Below are 22,875 nucleotides of genomic sequence, written 5' to 3'. Positions count from 1 at the left end.
GGTCCCAACCATCCCCCCGGCCCCGCGAGCCCAACCCGTCTCGCGGGCCCCGCCACCCGTAGCGGCCCGGGGTGTTCGCGGAGCCGCGCGGCGGGGCCCCGCCCCGCGCCCCCCCCGGGGCTCCCCCTCGCCCGGGGAAACGCTCTGACCTGGGGCTCAGAGCACCTGGAGGTTCTTCCGCAGCTCGAACGGGGTGACCTCGGAGCGGTACTCCTCCCACTCCTGGCGCTTGTTCCTGAGGAAGAAGTCGAAGACGTGCTCGCCGAGCGTCTCGGCGACCAGCTCGCTGCGCTGCATCAGGTCGATCGCCTCGCCGAGGTTCTGCGGCATCGGCTGGATGCCCAGGGCGCGGCGCTCGGAGTCGGTGAGCGCCCACACGTCGTCGTCGGCGCCGGGCGGGAGCTCGTAGCCCTCCTCGATGCCCTTGAGGCCGGCCGCGAGCGTCACCGCGTAGGCGAGGTACGGGTTGCAGCCGGTGTCCAGCGAGCGGACCTCGACCCGGGTCGAGCCCTGCTTGCCGGGCTTGTACATCGGCACCCGGATCAGCGCCGAGCGGTTGTTGTGGCCCCAGCAGATGTACGACGGGGCCTCGCCGCCGGCGCCGGCGGTGCGCTGGGAGCCGCCCCAGATGCGCTTGTAGGAGTTCACCCACTGGTTGGTGACGGCGGCGGTCTCGGCGGCGTGCTTCAGCAGTCCCGCGATGAAGGAGCGGCCGACCTTGGAGAGCTGGTACTCGGCGCCGGTCTCGTGGAACGCGTTGCGGTCGCCCTCGAACAGCGAGAGGTGGGTGTGCATGCCCGAACCGGGGTGGTCCGAGAACGGCTTCGGCATGAAGCTCGCGTGCACGCCCTGCTCCAGCGCGACCTCCTTCATGACCAGCCGGAAGGTCATGATGTTGTCGGCCGTCGACAGCGCGTCGGCGTAGCGCAGGTCGATCTCCTGCTGGCCGGGCGCGCCCTCGTGGTGGGAGAACTCCACCGAGATGCCCATCGACTCCAGCATCGTGATCGCCTGGCGGCGGAAGTCGTGGCCGACGCCGCGCGGCGTGTGGTCGAAGTACCCGGACTGGTCGGCGGGGATCGGCGGGGTGCCGTCGCCGGGCAGGTTCTTCAGCAGGAAGAACTCGATCTCCGGGTGCGTGTAGAACGTGAAGCCCTGCTCGGAGGCCTTCTCCAGGGTGCGCTTGAGCACGAAGCGCGGGTCGGCGAAGGAGGGCGAGCCGTCCGGCATCAGGATGTCACAGAACATCCGCGCGGTGCCCGGCGTCTCCGAGCGCCACGGGAGGATCTGGAAGGTGGTCGGGTCCGGCTTGGCGATCATGTCGGACTCGTACACCCGGGCGAAGCCCTCGATCGCCGACCCGTCGAAGCCGATGCCTTCCTCGAAGGCCTGTTCCAGCTCGGCCGGCGCCACTGCGACCGACTTCAGGAACCCGAGCACGTCGGTGAACCACAGCCGGACGAACCGGATGTCACGCTCTTCGAGCGTCCGAAGCACGAACTGCTGCTGCTTGCCCATGGGGACAGTCTCACCTCTGCTCTTTACGCTCGTGTTACGCGCGGAAGACCCCCGAGGGACCCAGGGGAAGCGACTGCTCCCATCATGGCCGATCATCGGCCGCGAGGGCAGTGCCGACCCCCCTGCCAGGACATTGCGTCAGTTCGACGATTACACTGCGGACCATGCCCAATCTCCGTCTCGCCCTGAGCCAGATCGACCCCTGGGTCGGTGACCTCGCCCGCAACAGCGATGAGGTGGTGCGCTGGACCAAGCAGGCCGTGGAGGCCGGCGCCCAGCTGGTCGCGTTCCCCGAGATGGTCCTGACCGGCTACCCGGTCGAGGACCTCGCGCTGCGCCGTTCCTTCGTCGAGGCGTCCCGGGCCGCACTGGTGGAGCTGGCCGGGCGGCTGGCCGCCGAAGGGCTGGGCGAGGTGCCGGTCGTGGTCGGCTACCTCGGGCGCTCCGAGCACGCCTCCCCGCGCCTCGGCCGCCCGGCCGGCTCGCCGCAGAACTGCGCGGCCGTGCTGCACGGGGGCGAGGTGGTGACCCGCTTCGCCAAGCACCACCTGCCCAACTACGGCGTGTTCGACGAGTTCCGCTGGTTCGTCCCGGGCGACCAGCTGCCGGTGCTGCGGGTGGACGGCGTGGACGTCGCCCTGGCGATCTGCGAGGACATCTGGCAGGACGGCGGCCGGGTCACCGCCGCCCGCGAGGCCGGGGCCGGCCTGCTGCTGGTGATCAACGGCTCGCCGTACGAGCGGAACAAGGACGACCAGCGGCTCGACCTGGTGCGCCGCCGCGCCGCCGAGGCCGGCTGCACCCTGGCCTACGTCAACATGGTCGGCGGCCAGGACGAGCTGGTCTTCGACGGCGACTCGATCGTCGTCGGCGCGGACGGCGAAGTACTGGGCCGCTCCCCGCAGTTCGAGGAGCACCTGATGATGCTGGACCTCGACCTGCCGGCCGCGAGCAGCGACCACACCGACGGCCTGCTGCTGACCGACGGCCTGCACCTGGTGCGCACCGAACTGAGCGGCGAGCCGCGGCCCGCCCCCGCGGAGAAGCTGGCCGCCGAGGTGGCACCGCGGATCTCCGACGAGGCCGAGATCTGGGCCGCGCTGGTCTCCGGCACCCGGGCGTACGCCACCAAGAACGGCTTCACGTCCGTACTGATCGGCCTCTCCGGCGGCATCGACTCCGCGCTCGTCGCCTCGATCGCGGTCGACGCGATCGGCGCCGAGAACGTGTACTGCGTCTCGATGCCGAGCCGCTACTCCTCCGAGCACTCCAAGGACGACGCGGCCGACCTGGCCCGCCGCACCGGACTGCACTTCCGCACGGTCTCCATCGCCCCGATGTTCGACGCCTACCTGGCCGCCACCGAACTGACCGGTCTGGCCGAGGAGAACCTGCAGTCCCGCCTGCGCGGCACCCTGCTGATGGCGATCTCCAACCAGGAGGGGCACATCGTGCTCGCGCCCGGCAACAAGAGCGAGCTGGCGGTCGGCTACTCGACCCTGTACGGCGACTCGGTGGGCGCGTTCGGCCCGATCAAGGACGTCTACAAGTCGCTGATCTTCCGCCTCGCCCGCTGGCGCAACGAGGAGGCCGAGCGGCGCGGCGAGGCGCCGCCGATCCCGGAGAACACGATCACCAAGCCGCCGTCCGCCGAGCTGCGCCCGGAGCAGGTGGACAGCGACTCGCTGCCCGACTACGACCTCCTGGACAGCGTGCTGGCCCGCTACATCGAGGGCGACGAGGGCCGGGACGCGATCGTCGCGGCCGGCTTCGACCCGGCGGTCGTGGACCGGGTGGTGCGGCTGGTGGACACCGCCGAGTACAAGCGGCGCCAGTACCCGCCGGGCCCGAAGATCTCGGTCAAGAACTTCGGCCGGGACCGCCGCCTGCCGATCACCAACCGCTGGCGGCGCGGCTAGGGATCACTGGAACCGGTAGGCGGCGGCCACCGCGAGGTGGTCGCTGCCGTCCCGGGGCAGGGTGCGGGACTCGACCGGGCGCAGGCCGCCCTTGCTCATGATCTGGTCGATCCGTGCCATCGGGAAGGACGACGGCCAGCTGAAGCCGAAGCCGTCCCCCGCCGCGCCCTGGGCCGAGCGCATCTGCGAGGTGACGGGCGCCAGGCTGCGGTCGTTCATCGTGCCGTTGAGGTCGCCGAGCAGCAGCACCTTCTTGAGCCGCTCGGCCTGGATCGCGTCCCCGAGGGCCTGTGCGCTGACGTCCCGCTGGGCGACGGTGAAGCCGCCCTCGGCCTTCAGGCGGACGGACGGCAGGTGCGCGACGTACACCGCGACCGGGCCCTGCGGGGTGGTGACCTCGGCCCGGAAGGCCCGGGTCCAGCCCATCCTGAGGTCCACCGGCTGGACGTCGGCGATCGGGTACTTCGACCACAGGCCGACGGTGCCCTCGACCGCGTGGTACGGGTACGCCGGCGCGAGGCCGGTCTCGTAGCCGCGCAGCGCCTTGCCGGCCAGCTCCTGGAGGGCGACGATCTGCGCGCCCGAGTCCACCAGGTTGCGGACGGTGCCCGGCACGTCGGTGTTGCCGGCGGCCACGTTGTGGGTGACCACCGTCCAGTCGCCCTGGCCGCCGCTCTTGTCGGTGACCAGGCCGCCGAAGAGGTTGACCCACAGCACCGCGGGCACCAGCAGGGCGATCAGCGCGGTGGCCGAGCGCCGCAGCAGCGCGGGCACGAGCAGCACCGGCACGGCCAGGCCGAGCCAGGGCAGGAACGTCTCCAGGAGGCTGCCGAGGTTGCCGGGACTGTTCGGCACGTCGGCGTGGAAGCCCAGCAGGAGGCCGGTGACCAGGGCCAGCGCGGCGACGACGAGACCGCGCCGCCACGCGGTGGCACCGCGGCCGTCCCGGCCCCAGTGCCGCAGACCCAGGAAGCGTCCGCCCAGGTCCCCCCGGACGCGCGCGGCACCCGCGGGGGCCGGGGCACTCTCCTCGCCCCTCACCCGGTCGGCCCTGTCCGCCTGCGTCATCCGTGGCTCCCGTTCGCTCGTGCCCTCGCCCGTCCGCCGCCCGGCCCGTGGGGGTACGGGCGGCATGCCGGACTGGTGCCGGTTTGATCGGATCCCGGCTCAGCCTATGCCGGGACAGACGCGGGGCCGCCGGAGCGGGTTCCGGCGTGGCCCGCTTTGGTGAGCGAGGCCACGCCGGGGGCGGACGGGAACGGACGGGGACGAACCGGCGTTCAGGCGCCGGGCGCGAGGCCGTCGAGCAGGGCGTCGATCATCTTGCCGGCCAGCTCCGGGTCCTCCAGGTCGGAGTCGTCCCACAGGATGCTGCGGTAGAGGATCGGGCCCATCAGGAGGTCGCCGAGCAGCTCGATGTCGAGGTCGGCGCGGAGCACGCCCTCGTCGACGGCCCGGCGCACGAGCGCGAGCGCGGCCTCGCGCCGGGGCCGCACCACCCGCTCGTGGTAGGCCTTGTGCAGCTCGGGCAGGCTGTGCATCTGGCCGAAGGCGGCCTTGAGGATCCAGCGGCTGCGCTTGGCGAGGCCGCGCCGCCGCATGTAGTCGATCATCGCGACCAGGTCGTCCCGGGCGCTGACGCCGGTCGGCTCCGGCATCGCGATCTCCAGCCGGCTGACCACGTCGACCAGCAGGGCCTCCTTGTTGGGCCAGCGCCGGTAGATGGTGGCCTTGCCGACGCCGGCGGCGGTGGCGATGCCCTCGATGGTCAGCTCGGACAGGTTCGCACCGCCCGCCATCAGGTCCTCGACCGCGGTGAAGATGGCCAGCTCGGCGGCCTCGCTGCGCGGACGGCCGCGGCGGACGGCCGCGCAGGTCGGCGCGGCCTCGGCGGTCGGGGTGTCCGTCTTCATCCCGCTGGTCTCCCTGGATGTGCGCGGGCGCGGGGGCGCCGTTCCGTTGTCTCCGATGGTGGTCCGTGGCGGCGGACCGCGGCCCTGCCGCGCCGGGTGCCCCCGGGGCGGCAGGGCTCAGGGCCCGTCTTCGGACTCATTGTCGCTCAGGTGGGCCGCCGGTCAGGCGTCGGCCACCGCGCTCTCGCGGCGGTCGGCGACCTCGGGCGCCGCGGCACCGGGCCCGCCGGTGGGACCGGCGGCCTTGCGCGGGAGCAGGAACCAGGCGATCAGCGCGCCGGCCACGGTGATGCCCGCGGAGAGCGAGGCGACCACGTGCATGGCGCTGATGAACGCATCGTCGGCGGGACCGAGCAGCGCCGCGCCCTTGGGGCCCATCCGGCCGGCGATGGCCAGGGTGGCCTCCAGGGACTCGCCCGCCTTGTCGCGCAGCTCCGCCGGGAACCCGGCGAGGGTGTCGCTCATGTGGTCGCGGTAGACGGTGGAGAGCACCGCGCCGAGGACGGCGACGCCGAGCGAGCCGCCGACCTGGCGGAAGGTGTTGTTGACGGCCGATCCCGCGCCCGCCTTCTCGCGGGGCAGCGAGCCCATGATCGCGACGGTGACCGGCGGCATGACGTGGGCCATGCCGGCGCCCATGAGCAGGCCGAGCACGATCAGCACCCAGATCGGCGTGGTGGCGGTCAGCACGGCGTAGCCGACGAAGCCGGCCGCGATCAGCAGCATGCCGACGGCGGCGGTGGCGGCGACGCCGAAGCGGTCGACCACGAGCCGGGCCCGGGGCGCGAACACCAGCTGGGCGGCGGCCAGCGGGAGCATCAGCAGACCGGCCTGCAGCGCGCTGTAGCCGCGCACGCTCTGGATGTAGAAGACGCCGAAGAACGAGACGCCCATCAGCGCGAAGAACACGACGCCGACCACGACCACGGAGGCGCTGAACACCTTGTTGCGGAACCACGTGACGTCCAGCGCGGGGTGTGCGGTGCGGCGCTCGAACCAGACGAACGCGGCCAGGGCCACCAGGCCGATCAGCACCGGCCCCCAGGCCTGCACGTCGGTGAAGTCGGCGAGCTCGCCGCCCTTGATGATGCCGAAGATCAGCGCGACCAGGCCGATGATCGACAGCAGTACGCCGACCGGGTCGAGCCGGCCCGGGTTCGGGTCCTTGGACTCCGGCACCAGGATCACCATCGCGATCACCGCGACGATGACGATCGGCACGTTGATCAGGAAGACCGAGCCCCACCAGAAGTGCTCGATCAGGACGCCGCCGGTGATCGGGCCGATGGCGATGGCGAGACCGACCGCGCCGGCCCAGACGCCGATCGCCTTGGGCTGCTCGGAGCGCTCGAAGACGTTCATGATGATGGCCAGCGTGGCGGGCATCGCGAGCGCGGCGCCGACGCCCATCAGGGCGCGGAAGCCGACGAGTTGGCCGGGCGTGCCGGCCATCGCGGAGAGCAGCGAGGCGATCCCGAAGACGACCATGCCGGCGAGCAGCGCGCGCTTGCGGCCGAAGCGGTCGCCGAGCAGGCCCGAGGTGAAGAGCAGCCCGGCGAACACCAGCGTGTAGGAGTTGATCGACCATTCCAGGTCGCTCTGGGTGGCGCCGAGTCCGACCGGCGCCGGGGTCGCGATGGTCTTCATCGCGACGTTGAGGATCGAGTTGTCGAGCACGACGACGAGCAGGGCGAGCACCAGGGTGCTCAGGATCGCCCAGCGGCGGCGGTGGATGGCTTCCGGCACGCGGGGCGGCGCGGCTGCGGTGGTCATTGGTCTTCCCGTCCGTGATGGTGTGGCACTGGCGGGCAATTCCGAGCCGCGGACGTCTCGTAACCCCCCGAACAGCGTAACCGCATTTTCGATACGAGACGACGCCGTATCGCAAAATGGCAGCAAAGACCCCGGGTGTGCCGCAGATCGCACCGGGCCCCGTGCACCCGTCTTTGCGCAGCCGTCCGGGCGTGCAAGCATGGAGGGGATCCGGGGACGCCGTACGGCGCCACGAGACGACAACCCTTCAGGAGCCTGTTCGATGAACGCTTCTTCGCCTTCGCCTGCCCAGAACCAGGCGTCGCCCGCCACCCTCTACGGCGGGGTCACCAACCGACGCGTCACCGTCCGCGACCTCGCCGCCGCCAAGCAGCGCGGCGAGAAGTGGTCCATGCTCACCGCCTACGACGCCCTCACCGCGGGCGTGTTCGACGAGGCCGGCATCCCCGTCCTCCTGGTCGGCGACTCGGCCGGCAACTGCCACCTCGGCTACGAGACCACCGTCCCGGTGACCATGGATCAGATGGTGATGCTCTCCGCCGCCGTCGTCCGCGGCACCAAGCGCGCGATGGTCGTCGCCGACCTGCCGTTCGGCTCCTACCAGGAGTCCCCCGCCCAGGCCATGCACAACGCCGCCCGCCTGATGAAGGAGGCCGGCGTCGGCGCGGTCAAGCTGGAGGGCGGCGAGCGCAGCGCCCGTTCGATCGAGCTCCTGACCGAGGCCGGCGTCCCGGTGATGGCGCACATCGGCCTCACCCCGCAGTCCGTGCACGCCCTCGGCGGCTACCCGGTCCAGGGCCGCGGCGACGAGGCGGCGCACCAGCTGCTGCGCGACGCGAAGGCCGTCCAGCAGGCCGGCGCCTTCTCGGTCGTGCTGGAGGCGGTGCCCGCCGAGCTGGCCAAGCAGGTCACCGAGCAGCTCGCGATCCCGACCGTCGGCATCGGCGGCGGGCCCGACACCGACGCCCAGGTCCTGGTCTGGACCGACATGGCCGGCATGACCGCCGGCCGGGTGCCCAAGTTCGTCAAGCAGTACGCCAACCTGCGGGCCGTCCTCGGCGACGCCGCCCGCGCGTACGCCGAGGACGTCCGCGCCGGCACCTTCCCCGCGGCCGAGCACAGCTTCCACTGACGCGCCGCCGGCCGGCCCCGCTCCCCGCCCCGGGAGCGGGGCCGCAGCCGTTTCCGGGGGCCCGCACCGGCGGCGCTGTCACGCCCGGCCGCCCGTGACAGCGGGGTGACAGCGCCGCGCCGGGCCCTCCCCCGCGATGACAGCCCGCTGACAGCCGGGCCGGACAGCCTTGGGGCATGACACGAATCGCCACCACCCCGAACGACCGGCCCGGCTCCCGGCAAGCCGTCGCCGCGGGCAACGCCGTCGAGGTCCGCGGCATCGTCAAGCACTTCGGTGACACCAAGGCCCTCGACGGGGTCGACCTCACCGTGGCCGAAGGCACCGTCCGCGCCCTGCTCGGCCCCAACGGCGCCGGCAAGACCACCCTGGTGCGGGTCCTGTCCACGCTGATCAAGCCGGACGCGGGCACCGCGTTCGTCGGCGGCTACGACGTCCTGCGCCAGCCCAAGCAGCTGCGCCGCACCATCGGCCTGACCGGCCAGTACGCCTCCGTGGACGAGCTGCTCTCCGGCTACGAGAACCTCTACCTGATCGGCCGGCTGCTCGACCTCCCCGGCCGTGAGGCCAAGGCCCGCGCCACCGAGCTGCTGGAGCGCTTCTCGCTCACCGAGGCCGCCAAGCGGATCGCCAAGACCTACTCCGGCGGCATGCGCCGACGCCTCGACCTGGCCGCCAGCATGATCGGCCGCCCCCGGGTGCTCTACCTGGACGAGCCCACCACCGGCCTGGACCCGCGCACCCGCAACGAGGTCTGGGACGAGGTGCAGCGGATGGTCGCCGAGGGCAGCACCGTGCTGCTGACCACCCAGTACATGGAGGAGGCCGAGCAGCTCGCGAACGAGCTGACCGTCATCGACCGCGGCCGGGTGATCGCCAACGGCGGCGTCGCCGAGCTCAAGGCCAAGGTCGGCGGCCGGATCCTCCAGGTCCGCCCGGCCCACCCGGCCGAACTGCCGGAGATGGCCCGCTGCCTGCACGAGAACGGCATCTCCTCCGCCACCTTCTCCCCCGACGACGGCCTGCTCGCGGTACCGCTCGTCGACGAGCAGCAGCTCACCACGGTCATCGGGGTGCTCGGCGGACGCGGCTTCGCGATCGCCGGCATCGACACCAAGGTGCCCAGCCTGGACGAGGTCTTCCTCGCCATCACCGGCAAGCCCACCGCCGACGCGGCCACCACGGCCGCCGCCGGCCTCGTCAAGGAGCCCGTCGCATGACCACCGCCACGCTCGCCCCCGCCCGGGTCGAGGACTCCGGCGCCGACGACACCCGGATCGGCCTGGCCGGCACCCTGCGCCACATCGGCGCGCTGACCCGCCGCAACCTGATGCGGATCAAGGCCGACCCGGAGTCGATGTTCGACGCCGTGCTGATGCCGATCGTCTTCACCGTGCTGTTCGTCTACGTCTTCGGCGGCGCCGTGTTCGCCGGCGACCAGGACAAGTACAAGCAGTTCATGATCCCCGGACTGCTCGGGCAGACCGGCATGACGCTGGCGCTGGCCGTCGGCACCGGCCTGAACACCGACTTCCAGACCGGGGTGATGGACCGCTTCCGCACCCTGCCGATCGGCCGGGCCTCAGTCCTGCTCTCCAAGATCGTGGCCGAGACGCTGCGGGCCCTGCTCTCCTCCGCGATCCTGCTGACCTTCGCCTTCATCCTCGGCTTCGAACTGAAGACCGGCGTGCCGGAGCTGCTGGCCGCGATCGGCCTGTCGCTGGTGTTCGGCATGTCGATCGTCTGGATCTCCATGCTGCTGGGCATGTCGCTGCGCAGCGCCCAGGCCGTCCAGGGCGTCTCCATGCTGGTCCTGATGCCGATGCAGTTCGGCAGCTCGATCTTCGCGCCGACCAGCACGATGCCGGGCTGGCTGCAGGCCTTCACCAAGGTCAACCCGCTGTCCGCGCTGGCCGACGCCTCCCGCGCGCTGCTCAACGGCGAGGGGGCGGTGGCCCACCCGGTGATGATCGTGCTGATCTGGTCCGCCGCGTCGACCGCGATCTTCGCCCCGCTCGCGGTGGCGCGGTTCCGCAAGCGGGTGTGACGGCCGGCGGCCGGCCCGCCGCGGGGGGGGGGGCGGACCGCCCGCGATCCCGCCTCCGGTGGAGGCGGGATCGCCGTCCCTGGTGCCGTGGCCCTAGCCGATCAGCTCGTCCAGGACGGCGCGCGTCTGCTGCGGGGTCATGCCGTGGCCCTCGGCGCAGGCGGCCTCGAACGCCTCGTCGCCCAGCAGGGACCGCAGGGCGGCTCCCGAGCGCTCGCGCTCGGCGCGGTCCAGGTAGCCGCCCTTCGGGCCGTTCATCCCGTTGTGGGCCGCTAGCAGCACGGCACCCAGGCGGGCCTTCACGAGGTCGGCGTCCCGTTCGGCGAAGGACCGCAGCACGCCGACCACGGCCGGCACCACCATGACCGTCATCTGCTCGGCGAAGCCGGTCGCGCCCTCCATCGCGGTGAGCAGCCGCCGGCCCTCGCGCAGCAGGGCCAGCCCCTCCTCCGGCCGGCCGGCGCGGGCGATGATCCAGCCGCGGGCGGTGGTGAGCAGACCGGCCACCACACCCGGGCTGAAGCCGCCCACCCGGGTCCCGTCCAGCTGGTCCAGTTCGGTCAGCGCCCGGTCGTAGTCCCCGCGCTGGGCGTGGATGCCGCAGAGCGTCAGGTGCCCGAACAGGAAGGCGCCGCTGACGGAGTGGTTCGCGCTCGTCCGGTCGAGGCCGTCGATGGTCTCCCGGATGATCCGCTCGCCGCGCGCCATGTCCCGCTCCAGCAGGGCGGCGCCGAGGTTGACCCGCAGGATCGGCACCTCCTGCGGCGCGCCCAGGACCTCGGCCAGCTCGATCGCCTGCTCGTACGCGGCCGCGGCCTCCTCCGGCTCACCCGAGTTGGCCAGCGCCTCGCCGCGGGCGGCCAGTGCCTGGGAGATCCCCCAGAGGTCCCCGGCCTCCCGGTACAGCGCCAGGGACCGCTCGCCGTCGAGGACGCCCTGCTCGGCCCCGCCCGGCCAGTCGTTCATCACCTTGGCCCGGATCTGCAGGACGAACGCGAGGTCGGTCAGCCCGCCGTGCACCTCGCAGCCGCGCACGGCGTCGTCCATCAGGTCCTTCATCACTTCCAGCCGGCCGGCCAGGAAGGCGCCGAACACCCGCATCAGGGCCGGGAAGCGGTAGGACTGCGGCAGCCCCGGGCCGAACACCTCCAGCAGGTGCTGCGAGACCGCGATCGCCTCCTGGTCCCCGAGCACCTCCAGGTTCCCCTCGAACAGCCCGATCAGCCGGTACATCGCGAGCAGCCGGCGGGCCTCCTCGACGACGCCCTCGGGCATCGGCACGCCGTACGCGAGCACGTTGCGCTCCAGCGGCACGGGGGCCGGTCCGGCCGGGTCGAACGGGTCGGGGCCGAGCGCGGCGATCGCGGTGTACCAGCCGCGGGCCTCCAGGCTGTAGCCGCGCAGCGACCAGTACCAGCTCATGCCGAGCGCGAGGGCGAGGGCCTGCTCCTCGTCCCGCCGGTCGACCGCGCGGCGCAGCGCGGCCCGGATGTTGTCCTGCTCGCGCTCCAGCACCGCCAGCCAGTGCAGTTGCTGCGGGCCGTGGATGCTCAGGTCGGCGGTGGCGACCAGTTCGCGGAAGTGGGCGAGGTGGCGGCCCTCCGTCTCGGCGTTCTCGACGGCCTCGGCGAGGCGCTCCTCCGCGTACTCGTGGATGGTCTCCAGCATCCGGTAGCGCGGCAGGTCCCCGTCGCCGAGGTCGGCCACCAGCAGGGACTTGTCCACGAGGGAGAGCAGCAGGTCGGCGACCTCGGTGCGGGTCACCTCGACGCCGTCGGCGCAGACCGCCTCGGCGTCCTCCAGGCGCCAGCCGCCGGCGAACACCGACAGCCGCCGCAGGACGGCCCGTTCGCGCTTGCCGAGGAGGTCCCAGCTCCAGTCGACCACCGCGCGGAGGGTCTGCTGGCGCGGCAGCAGGGTGCGGCTGCCTGCGGTGAGCAGGCCGAACCGGCCGTCCAGGCGGTCGGCGATCTGGCGGGCCGTCATCACCCGCAGCCGGGCGGCGGCGAGCTCGATGGCGAGCGGCAGGCCGTCCAGGCGGCGGCAGATCTCGGCGCAGGCCTCCGGCTCGCTGCCCGGGTCGTAGCCGGGACGGGCGGCGGCGGCCCGCTCGCCGAGCAGCCGCAGCGCGACAGGGGCGGGCAGCGGCTCGACCGGCACGACGGTCTCGCCGGGCACGCCGAGCGGCTCGCGGCTGGTGGCGAGCACGGTCAGGCCGGGGCACTCGACGAGCAGGGTGGCGGCGAGGTCGGCGGCGGCCTGGATCAGGTGCTCGCAGTTGTCGAGGACGAGCAGCATCCGGCGGTGGGCGCAGTGCTCGACCAGCCGGCTCAGCGGGTCCTCGGCGCGCTTGTCGATCACCTCGGCGACGATGCTGCCGGTGTGCAGGACGGTCTCGCGCAGGCCGAGCGCGGAGACCACGGCGGCGGGGACGGCCTCCGGGCTCTCCAGCGGGGCGAGTTCGGCCACCCAGACGCCCTCCGGCCAGCGGCCGGCGGCGAGTTCGGCGCGGCCGGCCTCGACCGCGAGGCTGGTCTTGCCGGAGCCGCCGGGGCCGGTCAGGGTGGTCAGCCGGCCGGTCGTCAGCGCCTCGCGCAGGGCGGCGAGATCGCTCTCGCGGCCGACGAAGCTGGTGAGCCGGCCGCGCAGGTTCCCGGCGACGACGGCGCGGGCGGGCGCCCTGGGCGGTGGCACGGCCTCCTCCGGCACCAGCAACTCGGCGTGGAGGTCCTGGAGTTGACGACCGGGGTCGACGCCGAGCTCGTCCGCGAGGGCGCGCCTGGTCCGCTCGTAGTGGCGCAGCGCCTCGGCCGTCCGGCCGCTCCCGTGCAGCGCGCGGAGCAGCAGGTACTGCCAGGGCTCGTCCAGCGGGCGCCGCTCGCAGTGCTCGGTGAGCTCGGCGACCAGGTCGGCGGCCCGGCCGAGCCCGAGCTCGGCGGTGATGCGGTGCCGGCGGGCCTCGTCGCGCTGGGCCTCCAGCCGGGCGGCCGGGCCCCGGTCCGGCAGGTCGGCCAGCGCGGGGCCGCGCCACAGCGCGAGGGCGGCCCGCAGCCGCTCGGCGGCGAGCGCGTGGTCGCGGGCGTCCAGCGCGCGGCGGCCCTCGGCGGAGAGCCGGCGGAACTCGGCGAGGTCGGTGGCGGGGCCGGTCAGCCAGTACCCGGCGGGACCGGAGCCGATCTCGTCCCGGCCGACGGTGCGGCGCAGCCGGCCGACCAGGGTCTGCAGGGCGGCGGAGGCGTCCTGCGGTGGTTCCGCGTCCCACACCTCGTCCACCAGGAGGTCGGCCGGCACCGGACGGCCCTCGCGCAGGACCAGGGCGGTGAGCAGCGCGCGCAGCCGGGCACCGCCGAGCGGGACCGGCGTGCCGTCGTCGTGATGGGCCGTGGTGGTTCCGAGGATGCCGTAGTGCACCGGACCATTCTGGTCGATGTCCGGTCGCGGGGGCGCACAATTGTCCGGGCACCCACGGAAGCCCCCGGAACCCGGACGAGGGCGCCGGACGTTCACTGTGGACGGCTTGTCCGGTCACGGGCGCGCCCGGCATGATCGGTGCGCCGTCCGCTTGCCCCGTTCCACCCCCCTGACCCCCGGAGCACCACACCATGACCTTCGCCGCAACGCAGCGCTCGCGCAGCGACGACCGCCGGATCAGCCCGGTGTTCTGGGTGCTCCTGGCCGTACTGGGCACCTCCGGCTGGGCGGTGTACGCCGGCTACGGCAACGCCTCGTTCGGGGTGTTCCTGTTCGTCGTCGCGGGCTGGATGGTCTCGCTCTGCCTGCACGAGTACGCGCACGCGCGCACCGCGCTGCACGGCGGCGACATCAGCGTCGGCGCGAAGGGCTACCTGACGCTCAACCCGCTCAAGTACGCGAACGTGCTGCTCAGCTTCGTGCTGCCGATCGTCTTCGTGATCCTCGGCGGCATCGGCCTGCCCGGCGGCTCGGTCTGGATCGAGCGGCACCGGATCCAGGGGCGGCTCAAGCACAGCCTGATCTCGGCGGCGGGGCCGCTGGTGAACCTGGTCTGCGCCGCGGTGCTGCTGATCCCGGTGGGTGCGGGGTGGCTGCACAACAGCGACGTACCGTCCTACCACCTGGCGTTCAGCGGCGACCAGATGACGGCCCTCGAAGCCGGCATGGGCTTCCTCGGCCTGCTCCAGCTCAGCGCGGCGCTGCTGAACCTGCTGCCGGTGCCGGGCCTGGACGGCTACGGGATCATCGAGCCCTGGCTGTCGTACAACGCGCGCCGCGCCGTCGAGCCGTTCGCCCCGTACGGGATGCTGGCCGTGTTCGCGCTGCTGTGGCAACCGCAGGTCAACTCGTTCTTCTTCGGGATCATCTACGACGTGATGGACCTGTTCGGGGTGAACTCCACCTACGCGGCGCTCGGCCGCGCCCTGTTCAGCTTCTGGAAGAACTAGCCCGGCCGGAAGAACTAGCCCTGTTCGGCGGCCTGGGCGGCGGCCAGCTTCGCCCGGCGCCGGTTCATCCACAGGACGTTGCTCGCGACGCCCGCCAGCGGGATCCAGATCAGGCCCAGCCAGAAGCCCTGGGTCAGCGAGACGACGGCGGCGGCCAGCGCGAGGACGACGACGATCAGGGCGAAGACGGACGTGCGGGGCATGGCGGGCGGCTCCTCGGGCGCGGACGGCGGGCCGGCCGGAAGGGATCTGCCCGGCGGCCGGCCCCCATTGTCGCCGACCTCACCTCCGGACCGGGTCCAGGGGTGAGGCCGACACGACGGGACGTGCTCAGACGTCGGTGATCCGCAGGCCCGCGTGCGCCTTGTAACGGCGGTTGACCGAGATCAGGTTGGCCACCAGCGACTCGACCTGGTGGGCGTTGCGCAGCCGGCCGGCGAAGATGCCCCGCATGCCGGGGATCCGCTCGGCGAGCGCCTGCACGACGTCGGTGGCGGCCCGCTCGTCGCCGAGGACCATGACGTCGGTGTCGATCCGCTCCACCGACTCGTCCTGGAGCAGCACCGCCGACAGGTGGTGGAACGCGGCGGTGACCCGCGAGTCCGGCAGGAGCGCGGCGGCCTGCTGCGCGGCGCTGCCCTCCTCCGGGACGAGCGCGTAGGCGCCCTGCTTGTCGAAGCCGAGCGGGTTCACGCAGTCGACGACGATCTTGCCGGCCAGCTCCTCTCGCAGGGCGGTGAGGGTCGCGGCGTGCCCGTCCCACGGGACGGCGATGATCACGATGTCGCTCTCCCGGGCGACGGCGGCGTTCTCGGCGCCGCGCACGCCGAGGCCCAGCTCGGCGGCCGAGGCCTCGGCCCGGGCGGCGTCGCGCGAGCCGATGATCACCTGCTGGCCGGCCTTGGCCAGTCGCAGGGCCAGCCCGCGCCCCTGGTCGCCGGTGCCGCCGAGGACGCCGACCACCAGCTGCGAGACGTCCGGCAGCTCACGGGCCGGGTTTGTCGCTGAATCGAGGGAAGTCATGGGCCGATCCTGCCAAATCCCCGGCCGGGCGGACATTCTGAGGCCCATGGACGCGGTGAGAGTTTCGGCACTCCGGGAGCGGCTGGCGGGCACCGGCTGGCTGGAGGCGGTCGGCGGCTTCGCCGGAGCGCTGCGCCGCTCGGTGTCCCGGCGCGGGGCGGGCGAGCTGCTGCTGGTCGGCACCGAGGCGTACGAGCCCTGGCACCTGGCCGCCCACCTGGACGACGAGGCCGCCTGGTCGGACGTCCCCCGGCTGGCGCCCACCCTGCTGCGGCACGGCCCGACGGCCGGCGCCCCGGCGCACCTGGCGCACGGCCTCGGGCGGCTCAGCGGGGCCCGGCGCGGCGCCACCGTCCTGGTGGTCGCCCCGCGGGCCGTCGGCGCGCCGCTGCTGGAGCGCGTCCTGGACGCCCGCCGGGGCGGCGCGACGGTGCTCGCGCTGGACGGCGGCGCCGCGGCCGGCGGGCCGGGCGGGCTCGCGAATCCCGGCGGGCTCGCCCGCCTCGACGACCTCCGCGGGCTTGACGGGCTCGCCGGGCTCGACGGACTCGACGGCCCCAACGGACTCGACGACCTCCGCGCGCTCGCGCACGAGCGGCTGGCCGTCGGCACCGGCGCGGAAGAGCCCTTCGACCTCGCCCAGCACCTGGTGAGCGCCGCCGCCGCACAGCCCCCGCCCCGCCGCTCGGCCCTCGGCCGGCTCGCCGACCTGGCCGCCCGGCTCGCCGCGCCCCCGGCGATCGGCCGCTGGTAGGCCCCGCCCCGGCGGCCGGGAAAACCCGTTGCGGCACCCGGAACGGCCGTCCGAGGATGGTCGTTCGTGAACGACGACGAACCACCCCATACCGGCCGGCTGCGCGCCCTGCTGCGCTCGCTGCGCCCCGACCTCTCGCCCTGGCGCTCCTCCCGCGACTTCCGGCTGCTCTGGACGTCCGGCTGCGTGACGAGCTTCGGCAGCTTCCTCACCTACGTCGCCGTGCCGATGCAGATCAAGGACCTCACCGGCTCGTCCTTCGCGGTCGGCCTGGTCGGCGCCTTCGAGCTCGTCCCGCTGATCGTCTTCGGGCTCTGGGGCGGCGCGCTCGCCGACGCCCTCGACCGGCGCCGGCTGGTGCTGCTGTCCGAGGCCGGGCTCGGCCTGCTGGCCGGGCTGCTCCTGCTCAACGCGCTGCTGCCGCACCCGCTGCTCTGGCCGGTCTACGCGGTCGCCGCGCTGGTCGCCGCGGCCGACGGCCTCCAGCGCCCGGCGCTGGACTCGCTCGTCCCGCGGATCGTCCGGCACGACCAGCTGGCCGCCGCGTTCGCCCTCAAATCCCTGTACCGCAACGTCGCTTCGGTGGCGGGCCCGGCGCTGGCCGGCGTCATCGTCGCCTTCGCCGGGGTGCGGACGGCGTACGCGCTCGACGTCCTCACGTTCGCGGTGTCGCTGCTGCTGCTCGCCCGGATCCGCGCCGTGCCGCCCGCGAGCGACGCCGAACGCCCCACCCTGCAGGCCGTGTTCACCGGGCTCCGGTACGCGTGGAGCCGCAAGGACCTGCTCGGCACGTACACGATCGACCTCTGCGCGATGCTGTTCGCCTTCCCCGTCGCCGTCTTCCCCTTCCTGGCCTCGGAGTTGGGCGCCGACTGGGCGCTCGGCCCGATGTACGCGGCCTCCGCCGCGGGCGCCCTGCTGGTCGGCGCGACCAGCGGGTGGACCTCCCGGGTGCACCGGCACGGCCGCCTGCTGGTCGTCGCCGCCGTCGGCTGGGGTGCGGCGATGGCGCTCGCGGGCCTGGCCGGCAACGTCTGGGTGGTCCTGCTCGGCCTGGCGCTGGCCGGCGGTGCCGACGAGATCAGCGGCGTCGCCCGCTCGACCATGTGGAACCAGTCCATCCCGGACGAGGTCCGCGGCCGGATGGCGGGCGTGGAACTGCTCAGCTACTCGGTCGGCCCGCAGCTCGGGCAGGTCCGGGCCGGCACGATGGCCGGCCTGATCGGTGTCCGGGCCTCCGTCTGGACCGGCGGGGCGGCCTGCGTCCTCGCCGTCGTCGCCGTCGCCGCGGCGCTCCCCAGCCTGCTGCGGTACGACGACCGCACCGACCCGAACACCGCCGCCGTCCGGGCCGGGCACGAACGGGCGGAGCGCGAACGGGCGGCGGCAGCCCCCTGACGAGCCGTCACTCGGCCTGTCGCTCCGCCCCGCCCTCCGGCTTGTCGTCCGACGCGTTGCGCCACTCGCGGTTGCGCTCCTCGACGAGCTGGAGGGCGTGCGCCGCCTCGTCGCGGGTGGCGTACGGGCCGAGGCGGTCCTTGGCCGGGCACTCGGGGCCCTCCTCGACCTTGTTGTGCTTGATGCAGTAGAACCACTCGCCGGGCTTGCCGGTCGGCTTGCGGTGGAATCCCAGGGGCATGGCGGTCTCCTGTACGACGGCGGACGGTCCGCTACCGATCATTCCCCGGCCGGGGCCGCTCCGCACACCTCCCGGCCGCCCGGGGCCCGGCCGATAGACTCGCCGCATGGCTCTCGTACCCGGCACCCAGTCCCCCACCCGCAAGGTCCCGGCGCACATCGCGCGCCCCGAGTACGTCGGCAAGCCCGCGCCGACGCCGTACACCGGGCCCGAGGTGCAGACCGCCGAGACGATCGAGAAGATGCGGATCGCGGGCCGGATCGCCGCGCAGGCGATGGCCGAGGCGGCCGCGCTGATCGCGCCCGGCGTCACCACCGACGCGCTGGACGCCGTCGCCCACGCGTACATGTGCGACCACGGCGCCTACCCGTCCGACCTCGGCTACCGGGGCTTCCCCAAGTCCGTCTGCACCTCGATCAACGAGGTGATCTGCCACGGCATCCCGGACTCGACCGTGCTCCAGGACGGCGACATCGTCAACATCGACGCCACCGCCTACATCCACGGCGTGCACGGCGACCTCAACGCCACCTACCTGGTCGGCGACGTGGACGAGGAGTCCCGGCTGCTGGTCGAGCGGACCAGGGAGTCGCTCGACCGGGCGATCAAGGCGGTCAAGCCGGGCCGTCAGATCAACGTGATCGGCCGGGTCATCGAGTCCTACGCCAAGCGCTTCGACTACGGCGTCGTGCGGGACTTCACCGGCCACGGCATCAACACGTCGTTCCACTCCGGCCTGATCATCCCGCACTACGACAGCGAGCGGGCCACCGAGGTGATCAAGCCCGGGATGACCTTCACCATCGAGCCGATGCTCACCCTCGGCACCTACGACTACGAGATCTGGCCGGACGGCTGGACCGTCGTCACCAAGGACCGCAAGCGCACCGCCCAGTTCGAGCACACCCTGGTGGTCACGGCGGACGGCGCGGAGGTCCTGACCCTGCCGTGACCCACGCCGCGGTGCCCCGCCCCGGTGGGCGTCGTCAGCCGATGAGCCACTGCTCCTCGGCCACGGCGCCCACCTCGGTGCAGGCGTCCGTCAGCACGTCGAGGACGCGCAGCGGGTCCGGCAGGGACAGCTCGGGCCCGCGCAGCCACCGCACCTGGGAGCCGTCCGGCAGCGCGGCCGGCGGCAGCAGCGTGTACGAGCCGCGGCAGTGCCAGCGCAGGCCGGGGTGCTCGGACATGGTGTCCGGCGTGGAGTCGAGCGCGCTCGGCCACCACTCGTCCTCGTCCTGCGGGGTGCCGCGGGTGGCGGTGAAGAACAGGTAGCGGTCCTCGCCGACGGCGGCCACCGGGCCCTCGACGCCGAGCGCCGTCAGCCGCTCCAGGGCGAGCCGCCCGGCCTCGGCCGGGACGTCCAGGACGTCGTGCGCGCGGCCGGTGGCGGTCACGAAGTTGGCGTGCGGGTCGCGGGAGAGCCAGCGGGCCAGCTGCTCCGGGTCCGTGGTGGCCTGGGTCTGCCAGGCGAAGGACACCGGGTGCTGGGCGGGCGCCGGACAGGCGACCCGGTCGCACGAACATCGGTAGCCGGCCGGATGGGCCGCGGGTGCGAGCGGGAAACCGGCGCGGACGGCGCCGAGCAGCTGATCCAGTCGGGCGGCGGGAGTGTCCGCGTCGCCCGGACGGGCCCGCTCACGGTCACGTTTCTGCCACCAGGTCGTCCACCTGCTGCCGGCTTCCATCGGGCCCCTTCCGCGCGCTGCCGTGCCTGGTGCGACACAGCGTTCGACGTACCTCTCCGACGCAACGCACGGCGCCCCCCGCTGCTTCCCGGGTCGGTGCTCGGCCTTGCCGTCCACGCCCTGCCGGCCGGAGCCGGGGTCACCGGACGGCCGACGCCCGGGTCACGGTACGGAGTCGCGGCAGCGCTCGGGCTGCGGCTCGAAGGCCGGGAGAGCACGCCGATCCGCGCCTCGCCCGGCCCGCACGGGGCCCGCTGACCCGGGTGGACCCCGAGGGCGTAACAGGAAGGATAAGGGTGCGCGGGCCCTTCGGATGACCGGGGGCGGTGCCTCGCCGGTCACACTCCCGGCACGCAGTGGCCACAAGGCCCCCTCCGGTGGTCCGCCGTAACGTCACCCGCCCGGAGGTGAGACCCTGGTGGGGTGAAAGCGGAGACCGAATTCGTCGGCGGCCCCATGGACGGCCAGGTCCTCCCCATCGAGGTGGGGATGATGCTCGGCGTGCCCAAGAAGTACAAGGTGCCGGTCCCCGCGCACGGCGACACCCCCGCGCGCACACTGGTGTACGTCCGGTCCAAGCAGGTGCACGGCACCCGCTGGTTCTGGCGCTACGAGTACGACGAGGCGGCCACCGAGCGCGCGTCCGGCTGACGGCCGCGCGGGCCGCGCCCCTCCGCAGCCTCCCCGGGAGGACGGCCATGGCGAGAACCGTGCGGCACCCCAGGAGCAGGACCCAGGCGATCGCACACCACAACCGGCAGGTGGCCGGCGTCACCGCGGCGCTGCTGGTCGTGATCAGCCTCTACACCGTCGTCATCGGGCCCGACGGCTGGCTCTGGTTCGCGTGGGCGGTGCTGCTGCTCTCCTGCGTGGCCCTGTTCACGATCCGCGGCTGAGCCCGCTCCCGGGCCCGCTCCCGAACAGCGGCACCGCCCGCTTCCCCCCGGCGACGGTCGGGCACCTCGGTCAGTCGTCCCCGGTCATTCCTCCTCGGTCATTCGTCCTCGGCGAGGATCAGGTACAGCTTCTTGCGGGCCTCGGTCAGCACCGCCAGGCCCTTGGTGCGCTGCCCCTCCGAGCCGGTGGCCATGACCTGACGGATCGCCTGGTCGACCGCGGCCAGCGCCTGGCCGACCTCCTGGACGGCCTCCCAGTCGACCTCCCGGCCGGCCTCCGCCCACGGCTCCGCGGCCCCCGCCTCGGCCTCGGCCCGGCCCGCCTCGGTGAGCGAGACCAGCCGCTTGCCGCCGATCACCTCCGCGACGATCAGGCCCTCCTCCTCCATCAGCTGGAGGTTCGGGTAGATCGAACCCGGACTCGGCCGCCAGGCCCCGCCGGTCCGCTCGGTGATCTCGGCGATCATCTCGTACCCGTGCATCGGCCGCTCCTTGAGCAGCGCCAGCAGCGAGGCACGGACGTCCCCGCGCCGCGCCCGGCCCCCGCGCCGCCCGTGCGGGCCGCCGCGCCGGCCGCCGTGCCCGCCGAAGCCGTGCCCGAACGGACCGCCCATCGGGCGGCCGGGGCCACCGCCGCCGAACGGCGGACCGAAGCCGCCGAACGCCGCGCGGCGCTCGTAGCCCTCCCCCGGCATCCCCTCGGACTCCGGGCCCGGGCCGCGACGCCGGTCGCCGCGGGGGCCCTCTCCACGAAATCGCATTCCTGAGCGCATGGCGCCCACCTCCTGTGGTTCGGCGAAACAGTCGAGTAACTGTCTCGATAGCTCGACGATATATCGGTGACTGTCGCTCGTCAACGGATACCGACACCCGACACGGCCGCCGAGCGCAGCGGTCGGCCCCCGTCCAGCCGCTACGGTGACGGGCATGGCCGGAGAACGCGATCTTTCGACGCTGCTGCGCGGCATGCGCCCGCTGCTCAACCCGGGGCGGTACGTCTACTGCACGCTGCCCGCGAAGGTGCCCGCCGGAATGCGGCCGGTGGTGACCGTCGCCGAACCCGAAGGGGTGACGGTGGTGCTCCCGCAGGAGGAGGCGGACGCCCTCGGGCTGCGGTACGAGTACGTGGCCGCCTGGATCACCCTGCAGATCCACTCGGCGCTGGAGGCCGTCGGACTGACGGCGGCGGTCGCCGGCCGGCTCGCCGAGGAGGGGATCAGCTGCAACGTCGTGGCCGGCTTCCACCACGACCACCTGTTCGTCGGCGCCGACGACGCCGAGCGCGCCGTCCGGGCCCTGACGGAGCTGGCCGACCGCTCCGCCTGACGGTGCCGCCGAGTGGCCGCGGCCGTCCGCCCCTTCGACACTGGAGGCAGCCGCCCCGCCAGGGCCGGCCCCACCGGAAGGAGACGGCCGCCATGGCCATCTGCGTCACCTGCGGCAACGACTACTGGCTCGCCTTCGAGATCAAGACGGTCACCGGCGACACCTACACCTTCGACAGCTTCGAGTGCGCGATGGAGAAGCTCGCGCCCCGCTGCGAACAGTGCAGCGTGCGCATCGTCGGCCACGGCGTCGAGGTGGCCGGCATGTTCTTCTGCTGCGCCAACTGCGCCCGCGTCAACGGCGGCCTCGGCGAGCAGATCCGCGACGCCGTCGGCGCCCACCCGGCCTAGTCGGAACCCGGCACGACGAAGGCCCTCCGGCCCGCGCTTCTCGCGCGGCCCGGAGGGCCTTCGGCTGCATGGGGGCGGAAGAGTCGGCCTGTACGCCGGGTTCTGTCACCCGGGCTGCTTGCGCGGCCCGGGGAGACGGCCATCCATCTAGGGCTGCCGTTGCCGACAGCCTCGTGCGGTCTACCCGCGAGCTCGGGCGAGCAGCCCTCGAACACTCGCGCACGGCGCCCGGAGGCACCGATCTTGACCTTGCTCCAGGTGGGGTTTACCGAGCCGGCCGGGTCACCCCGGTCGCTGGTGGTCTCTTACACCACCGTTTCACCCTTACCCGCCGCAGAACGGCGGGCGGTCTGTTTTCTGTGGCACTGTCCCGCGGGTCACCCCGGGTGGGCGTTACCCACCACCCTGCTCTGTGGAGCCCGGACGTTCCTCGGCGGGTCTGGGACCCGTCGCGACCGCCCGGCCGGCTCTTCCGC

General features: G+C 73.3%; 22 protein-coding genes and 1 other RNA gene. 12 read left to right on the top strand and 11 right to left on the bottom strand.

Annotated features, from left to right (window positions below; genetic code table 11):
* Positions 1-156: 156 nt before the first annotated feature.
* On the bottom strand, positions 157-1,518 hold the full coding sequence (locus ACFVU9_RS22500; protein WP_380443451.1) for a glutamine synthetase family protein: 1,362 nt from the start codon (positions 1,516-1,518) through the stop codon (positions 157-159).
* A gap of 164 nt (positions 1,519-1,682) precedes the next feature.
* Here ACFVU9_RS22500 and ACFVU9_RS22495 point away from each other — a divergent pair, with 164 nt between their 5' ends.
* A complete protein-coding gene (locus ACFVU9_RS22495; RefSeq protein ID WP_387595812.1) occupies positions 1,683-3,437 on the top strand; it encodes an NAD+ synthase in 1,755 nt (584 codons plus the stop codon).
* 3 nt (positions 3,438-3,440) lie between these two features.
* On the opposite strand, the gene ACFVU9_RS22490 is transcribed toward ACFVU9_RS22495, so the two are convergent.
* The 3 genes from ACFVU9_RS22490 to ACFVU9_RS22480 all read right to left on the bottom strand — a co-directional run bounded on the left by ACFVU9_RS22490 (position 3,441) and on the right by ACFVU9_RS22480 (position 7,123).
* Entirely contained in the window at positions 3,441-4,505 is a 1,065-nt protein-coding gene (locus ACFVU9_RS22490) for an endonuclease/exonuclease/phosphatase family protein (RefSeq protein WP_387595809.1), read from the bottom strand.
* Between the two features lie 212 nt (positions 4,506-4,717).
* Positions 4,718-5,350 carry a TetR/AcrR family transcriptional regulator gene (locus ACFVU9_RS22485; protein WP_380443445.1) on the bottom strand — a complete coding sequence of 211 codons (633 nt, stop codon included), beginning with the start codon at positions 5,348-5,350 and terminating at the stop codon, positions 4,718-4,720.
* 162 nt (positions 5,351-5,512) lie between these two features.
* Positions 5,513-7,123, bottom strand: a complete 1,611-nt coding sequence (locus tag ACFVU9_RS22480) for an MFS transporter (RefSeq protein ID WP_380443443.1) — start codon at positions 7,121-7,123, stop codon at positions 5,513-5,515.
* 262 nt (positions 7,124-7,385) lie between these two features.
* Between ACFVU9_RS22480 and panB the strand changes: the two genes are divergently transcribed.
* From panB to ACFVU9_RS22465, 3 genes are all read left to right on the top strand, one after another.
* Positions 7,386-8,255 carry a 3-methyl-2-oxobutanoate hydroxymethyltransferase gene (gene panB / locus ACFVU9_RS22475; protein ID WP_380499252.1) on the top strand — a complete coding sequence of 290 codons (870 nt, stop codon included), beginning with the start codon at positions 7,386-7,388 and terminating at the stop codon, positions 8,253-8,255.
* Positions 8,256-8,431: 176 nt separating this feature from the next.
* Entirely contained in the window at positions 8,432-9,475 is a 1,044-nt protein-coding gene (locus tag ACFVU9_RS22470) for an ATP-binding cassette domain-containing protein (RefSeq protein WP_380443439.1), read from the top strand.
* Positions 9,472-10,302 (top strand): ABC transporter permease, encoded by an 831-nt coding sequence (locus tag ACFVU9_RS22465; protein ID WP_380443437.1) that lies wholly within the window; start codon positions 9,472-9,474, stop codon positions 10,300-10,302. Before ACFVU9_RS22470 ends, ACFVU9_RS22465 begins: the two co-directional genes overlap by 4 nt.
* A gap of 93 nt (positions 10,303-10,395) precedes the next feature.
* Here ACFVU9_RS22465 and ACFVU9_RS22460 read toward each other — a convergent pair whose 3' ends face one another.
* A complete protein-coding gene (locus ACFVU9_RS22460; RefSeq protein ID WP_387595804.1) occupies positions 10,396-13,713 on the bottom strand; it encodes a BTAD domain-containing putative transcriptional regulator in 3,318 nt (1,105 codons plus the stop codon).
* 191 nt (positions 13,714-13,904) lie between these two features.
* On the opposite strand from ACFVU9_RS22460, the gene ACFVU9_RS22455 reads away from it, so the two are divergent.
* The gene (locus ACFVU9_RS22455) at positions 13,905-14,723 is read left to right on the top strand and encodes a site-2 protease family protein (protein ID WP_380443433.1); all 819 of its coding nucleotides are present in this window, start codon (positions 13,905-13,907) and stop codon (positions 14,721-14,723) included.
* A gap of 14 nt (positions 14,724-14,737) precedes the next feature.
* On the opposite strand, the gene ACFVU9_RS22450 is transcribed toward ACFVU9_RS22455, so the two are convergent.
* Together ACFVU9_RS22450 and npdG are read right to left on the bottom strand one after the other, a co-directional pair.
* Positions 14,738-14,926 (bottom strand): hypothetical protein, encoded by a 189-nt coding sequence (locus ACFVU9_RS22450; protein WP_380443431.1) that lies wholly within the window; start codon positions 14,924-14,926, stop codon positions 14,738-14,740.
* A 127-nt stretch (positions 14,927-15,053) separates the two neighbouring features.
* On the bottom strand, positions 15,054-15,746 hold the full coding sequence (gene npdG, locus ACFVU9_RS22445; protein WP_387595801.1) for an NADPH-dependent F420 reductase: 693 nt from the start codon (positions 15,744-15,746) through the stop codon (positions 15,054-15,056).
* Positions 15,747-15,792: 46 nt separating this feature from the next.
* Here npdG and ACFVU9_RS22440 point away from each other — a divergent pair, with 46 nt between their 5' ends.
* Positions 15,793-16,500 carry a hypothetical protein gene (locus ACFVU9_RS22440; RefSeq protein ID WP_387595798.1) on the top strand — a complete coding sequence of 236 codons (708 nt, stop codon included), beginning with the start codon at positions 15,793-15,795 and terminating at the stop codon, positions 16,498-16,500.
* Between the two features lie 66 nt (positions 16,501-16,566).
* A complete protein-coding gene (locus tag ACFVU9_RS22435) occupies positions 16,567-17,898 on the top strand; it encodes an MFS transporter (RefSeq protein ID WP_387595795.1) in 1,332 nt (443 codons plus the stop codon).
* A gap of 7 nt (positions 17,899-17,905) precedes the next feature.
* On the opposite strand, the gene ACFVU9_RS22430 is transcribed toward ACFVU9_RS22435, so the two are convergent.
* Positions 17,906-18,139 carry a hypothetical protein gene (locus tag ACFVU9_RS22430; RefSeq protein ID WP_380443423.1) on the bottom strand — a complete coding sequence of 78 codons (234 nt, stop codon included), beginning with the start codon at positions 18,137-18,139 and terminating at the stop codon, positions 17,906-17,908.
* A gap of 106 nt (positions 18,140-18,245) precedes the next feature.
* Between ACFVU9_RS22430 and map the strand changes: the two genes are divergently transcribed.
* The gene (map, locus tag ACFVU9_RS22425) at positions 18,246-19,091 is read left to right on the top strand and encodes a type I methionyl aminopeptidase (protein ID WP_380443421.1); all 846 of its coding nucleotides are present in this window, start codon (positions 18,246-18,248) and stop codon (positions 19,089-19,091) included.
* Between the two features lie 34 nt (positions 19,092-19,125).
* On the opposite strand, the gene ACFVU9_RS22420 is transcribed toward map, so the two are convergent.
* Complete coding sequence (locus tag ACFVU9_RS22420; RefSeq protein ID WP_359961575.1) at positions 19,126-19,827, bottom strand: bifunctional DNA primase/polymerase; 702 nt, start codon at positions 19,825-19,827, stop codon at positions 19,126-19,128.
* Positions 19,828-20,250: 423 nt separating this feature from the next.
* Here ACFVU9_RS22420 and ACFVU9_RS22415 point away from each other — a divergent pair, with 423 nt between their 5' ends.
* Both ACFVU9_RS22415 and ACFVU9_RS22410 read left to right on the top strand, forming a co-directional pair.
* Positions 20,251-20,478, top strand: coding sequence for a hypothetical protein (locus ACFVU9_RS22415; RefSeq protein ID WP_380498978.1), 228 nt, complete (start codon positions 20,251-20,253; stop codon positions 20,476-20,478).
* Between the two features lie 47 nt (positions 20,479-20,525).
* Positions 20,526-20,723, top strand: a complete 198-nt coding sequence (locus ACFVU9_RS22410) for a hypothetical protein (protein ID WP_380443418.1) — start codon at positions 20,526-20,528, stop codon at positions 20,721-20,723.
* Between the two features lie 98 nt (positions 20,724-20,821).
* On the opposite strand, the gene ACFVU9_RS22405 is transcribed toward ACFVU9_RS22410, so the two are convergent.
* A complete protein-coding gene (locus ACFVU9_RS22405; RefSeq protein WP_380504650.1) occupies positions 20,822-21,496 on the bottom strand; it encodes a PadR family transcriptional regulator in 675 nt (224 codons plus the stop codon).
* Between the two features lie 154 nt (positions 21,497-21,650).
* On the opposite strand from ACFVU9_RS22405, the gene ACFVU9_RS22400 reads away from it, so the two are divergent.
* Complete coding sequence (locus tag ACFVU9_RS22400; RefSeq protein ID WP_380443414.1) at positions 21,651-22,049, top strand: ACT domain-containing protein; 399 nt, start codon at positions 21,651-21,653, stop codon at positions 22,047-22,049.
* A 92-nt stretch (positions 22,050-22,141) separates the two neighbouring features.
* Entirely contained in the window at positions 22,142-22,399 is a 258-nt protein-coding gene (locus ACFVU9_RS22395; protein WP_359961560.1) for a Prokaryotic metallothionein, read from the top strand.
* A 75-nt stretch (positions 22,400-22,474) separates the two neighbouring features.
* Here the strand turns inward: ACFVU9_RS22395 and rnpB are convergent.
* Positions 22,475-22,870, bottom strand: an RNA gene (gene rnpB / locus ACFVU9_RS22390) — RNase P RNA component class A.
* Positions 22,871-22,875: the final 5 nt, after the last annotated feature.

This window comes from Kitasatospora sp. NPDC057936, assembly GCF_042887525.1.
Taxonomy (GTDB): Bacteria; Actinomycetota; Actinomycetes; order Streptomycetales; family Streptomycetaceae; genus Kitasatospora.
The sequence above is the reverse complement of the archived record's forward strand: the minus strand, read 5'-3'. Positions and strand labels throughout refer to the sequence as shown.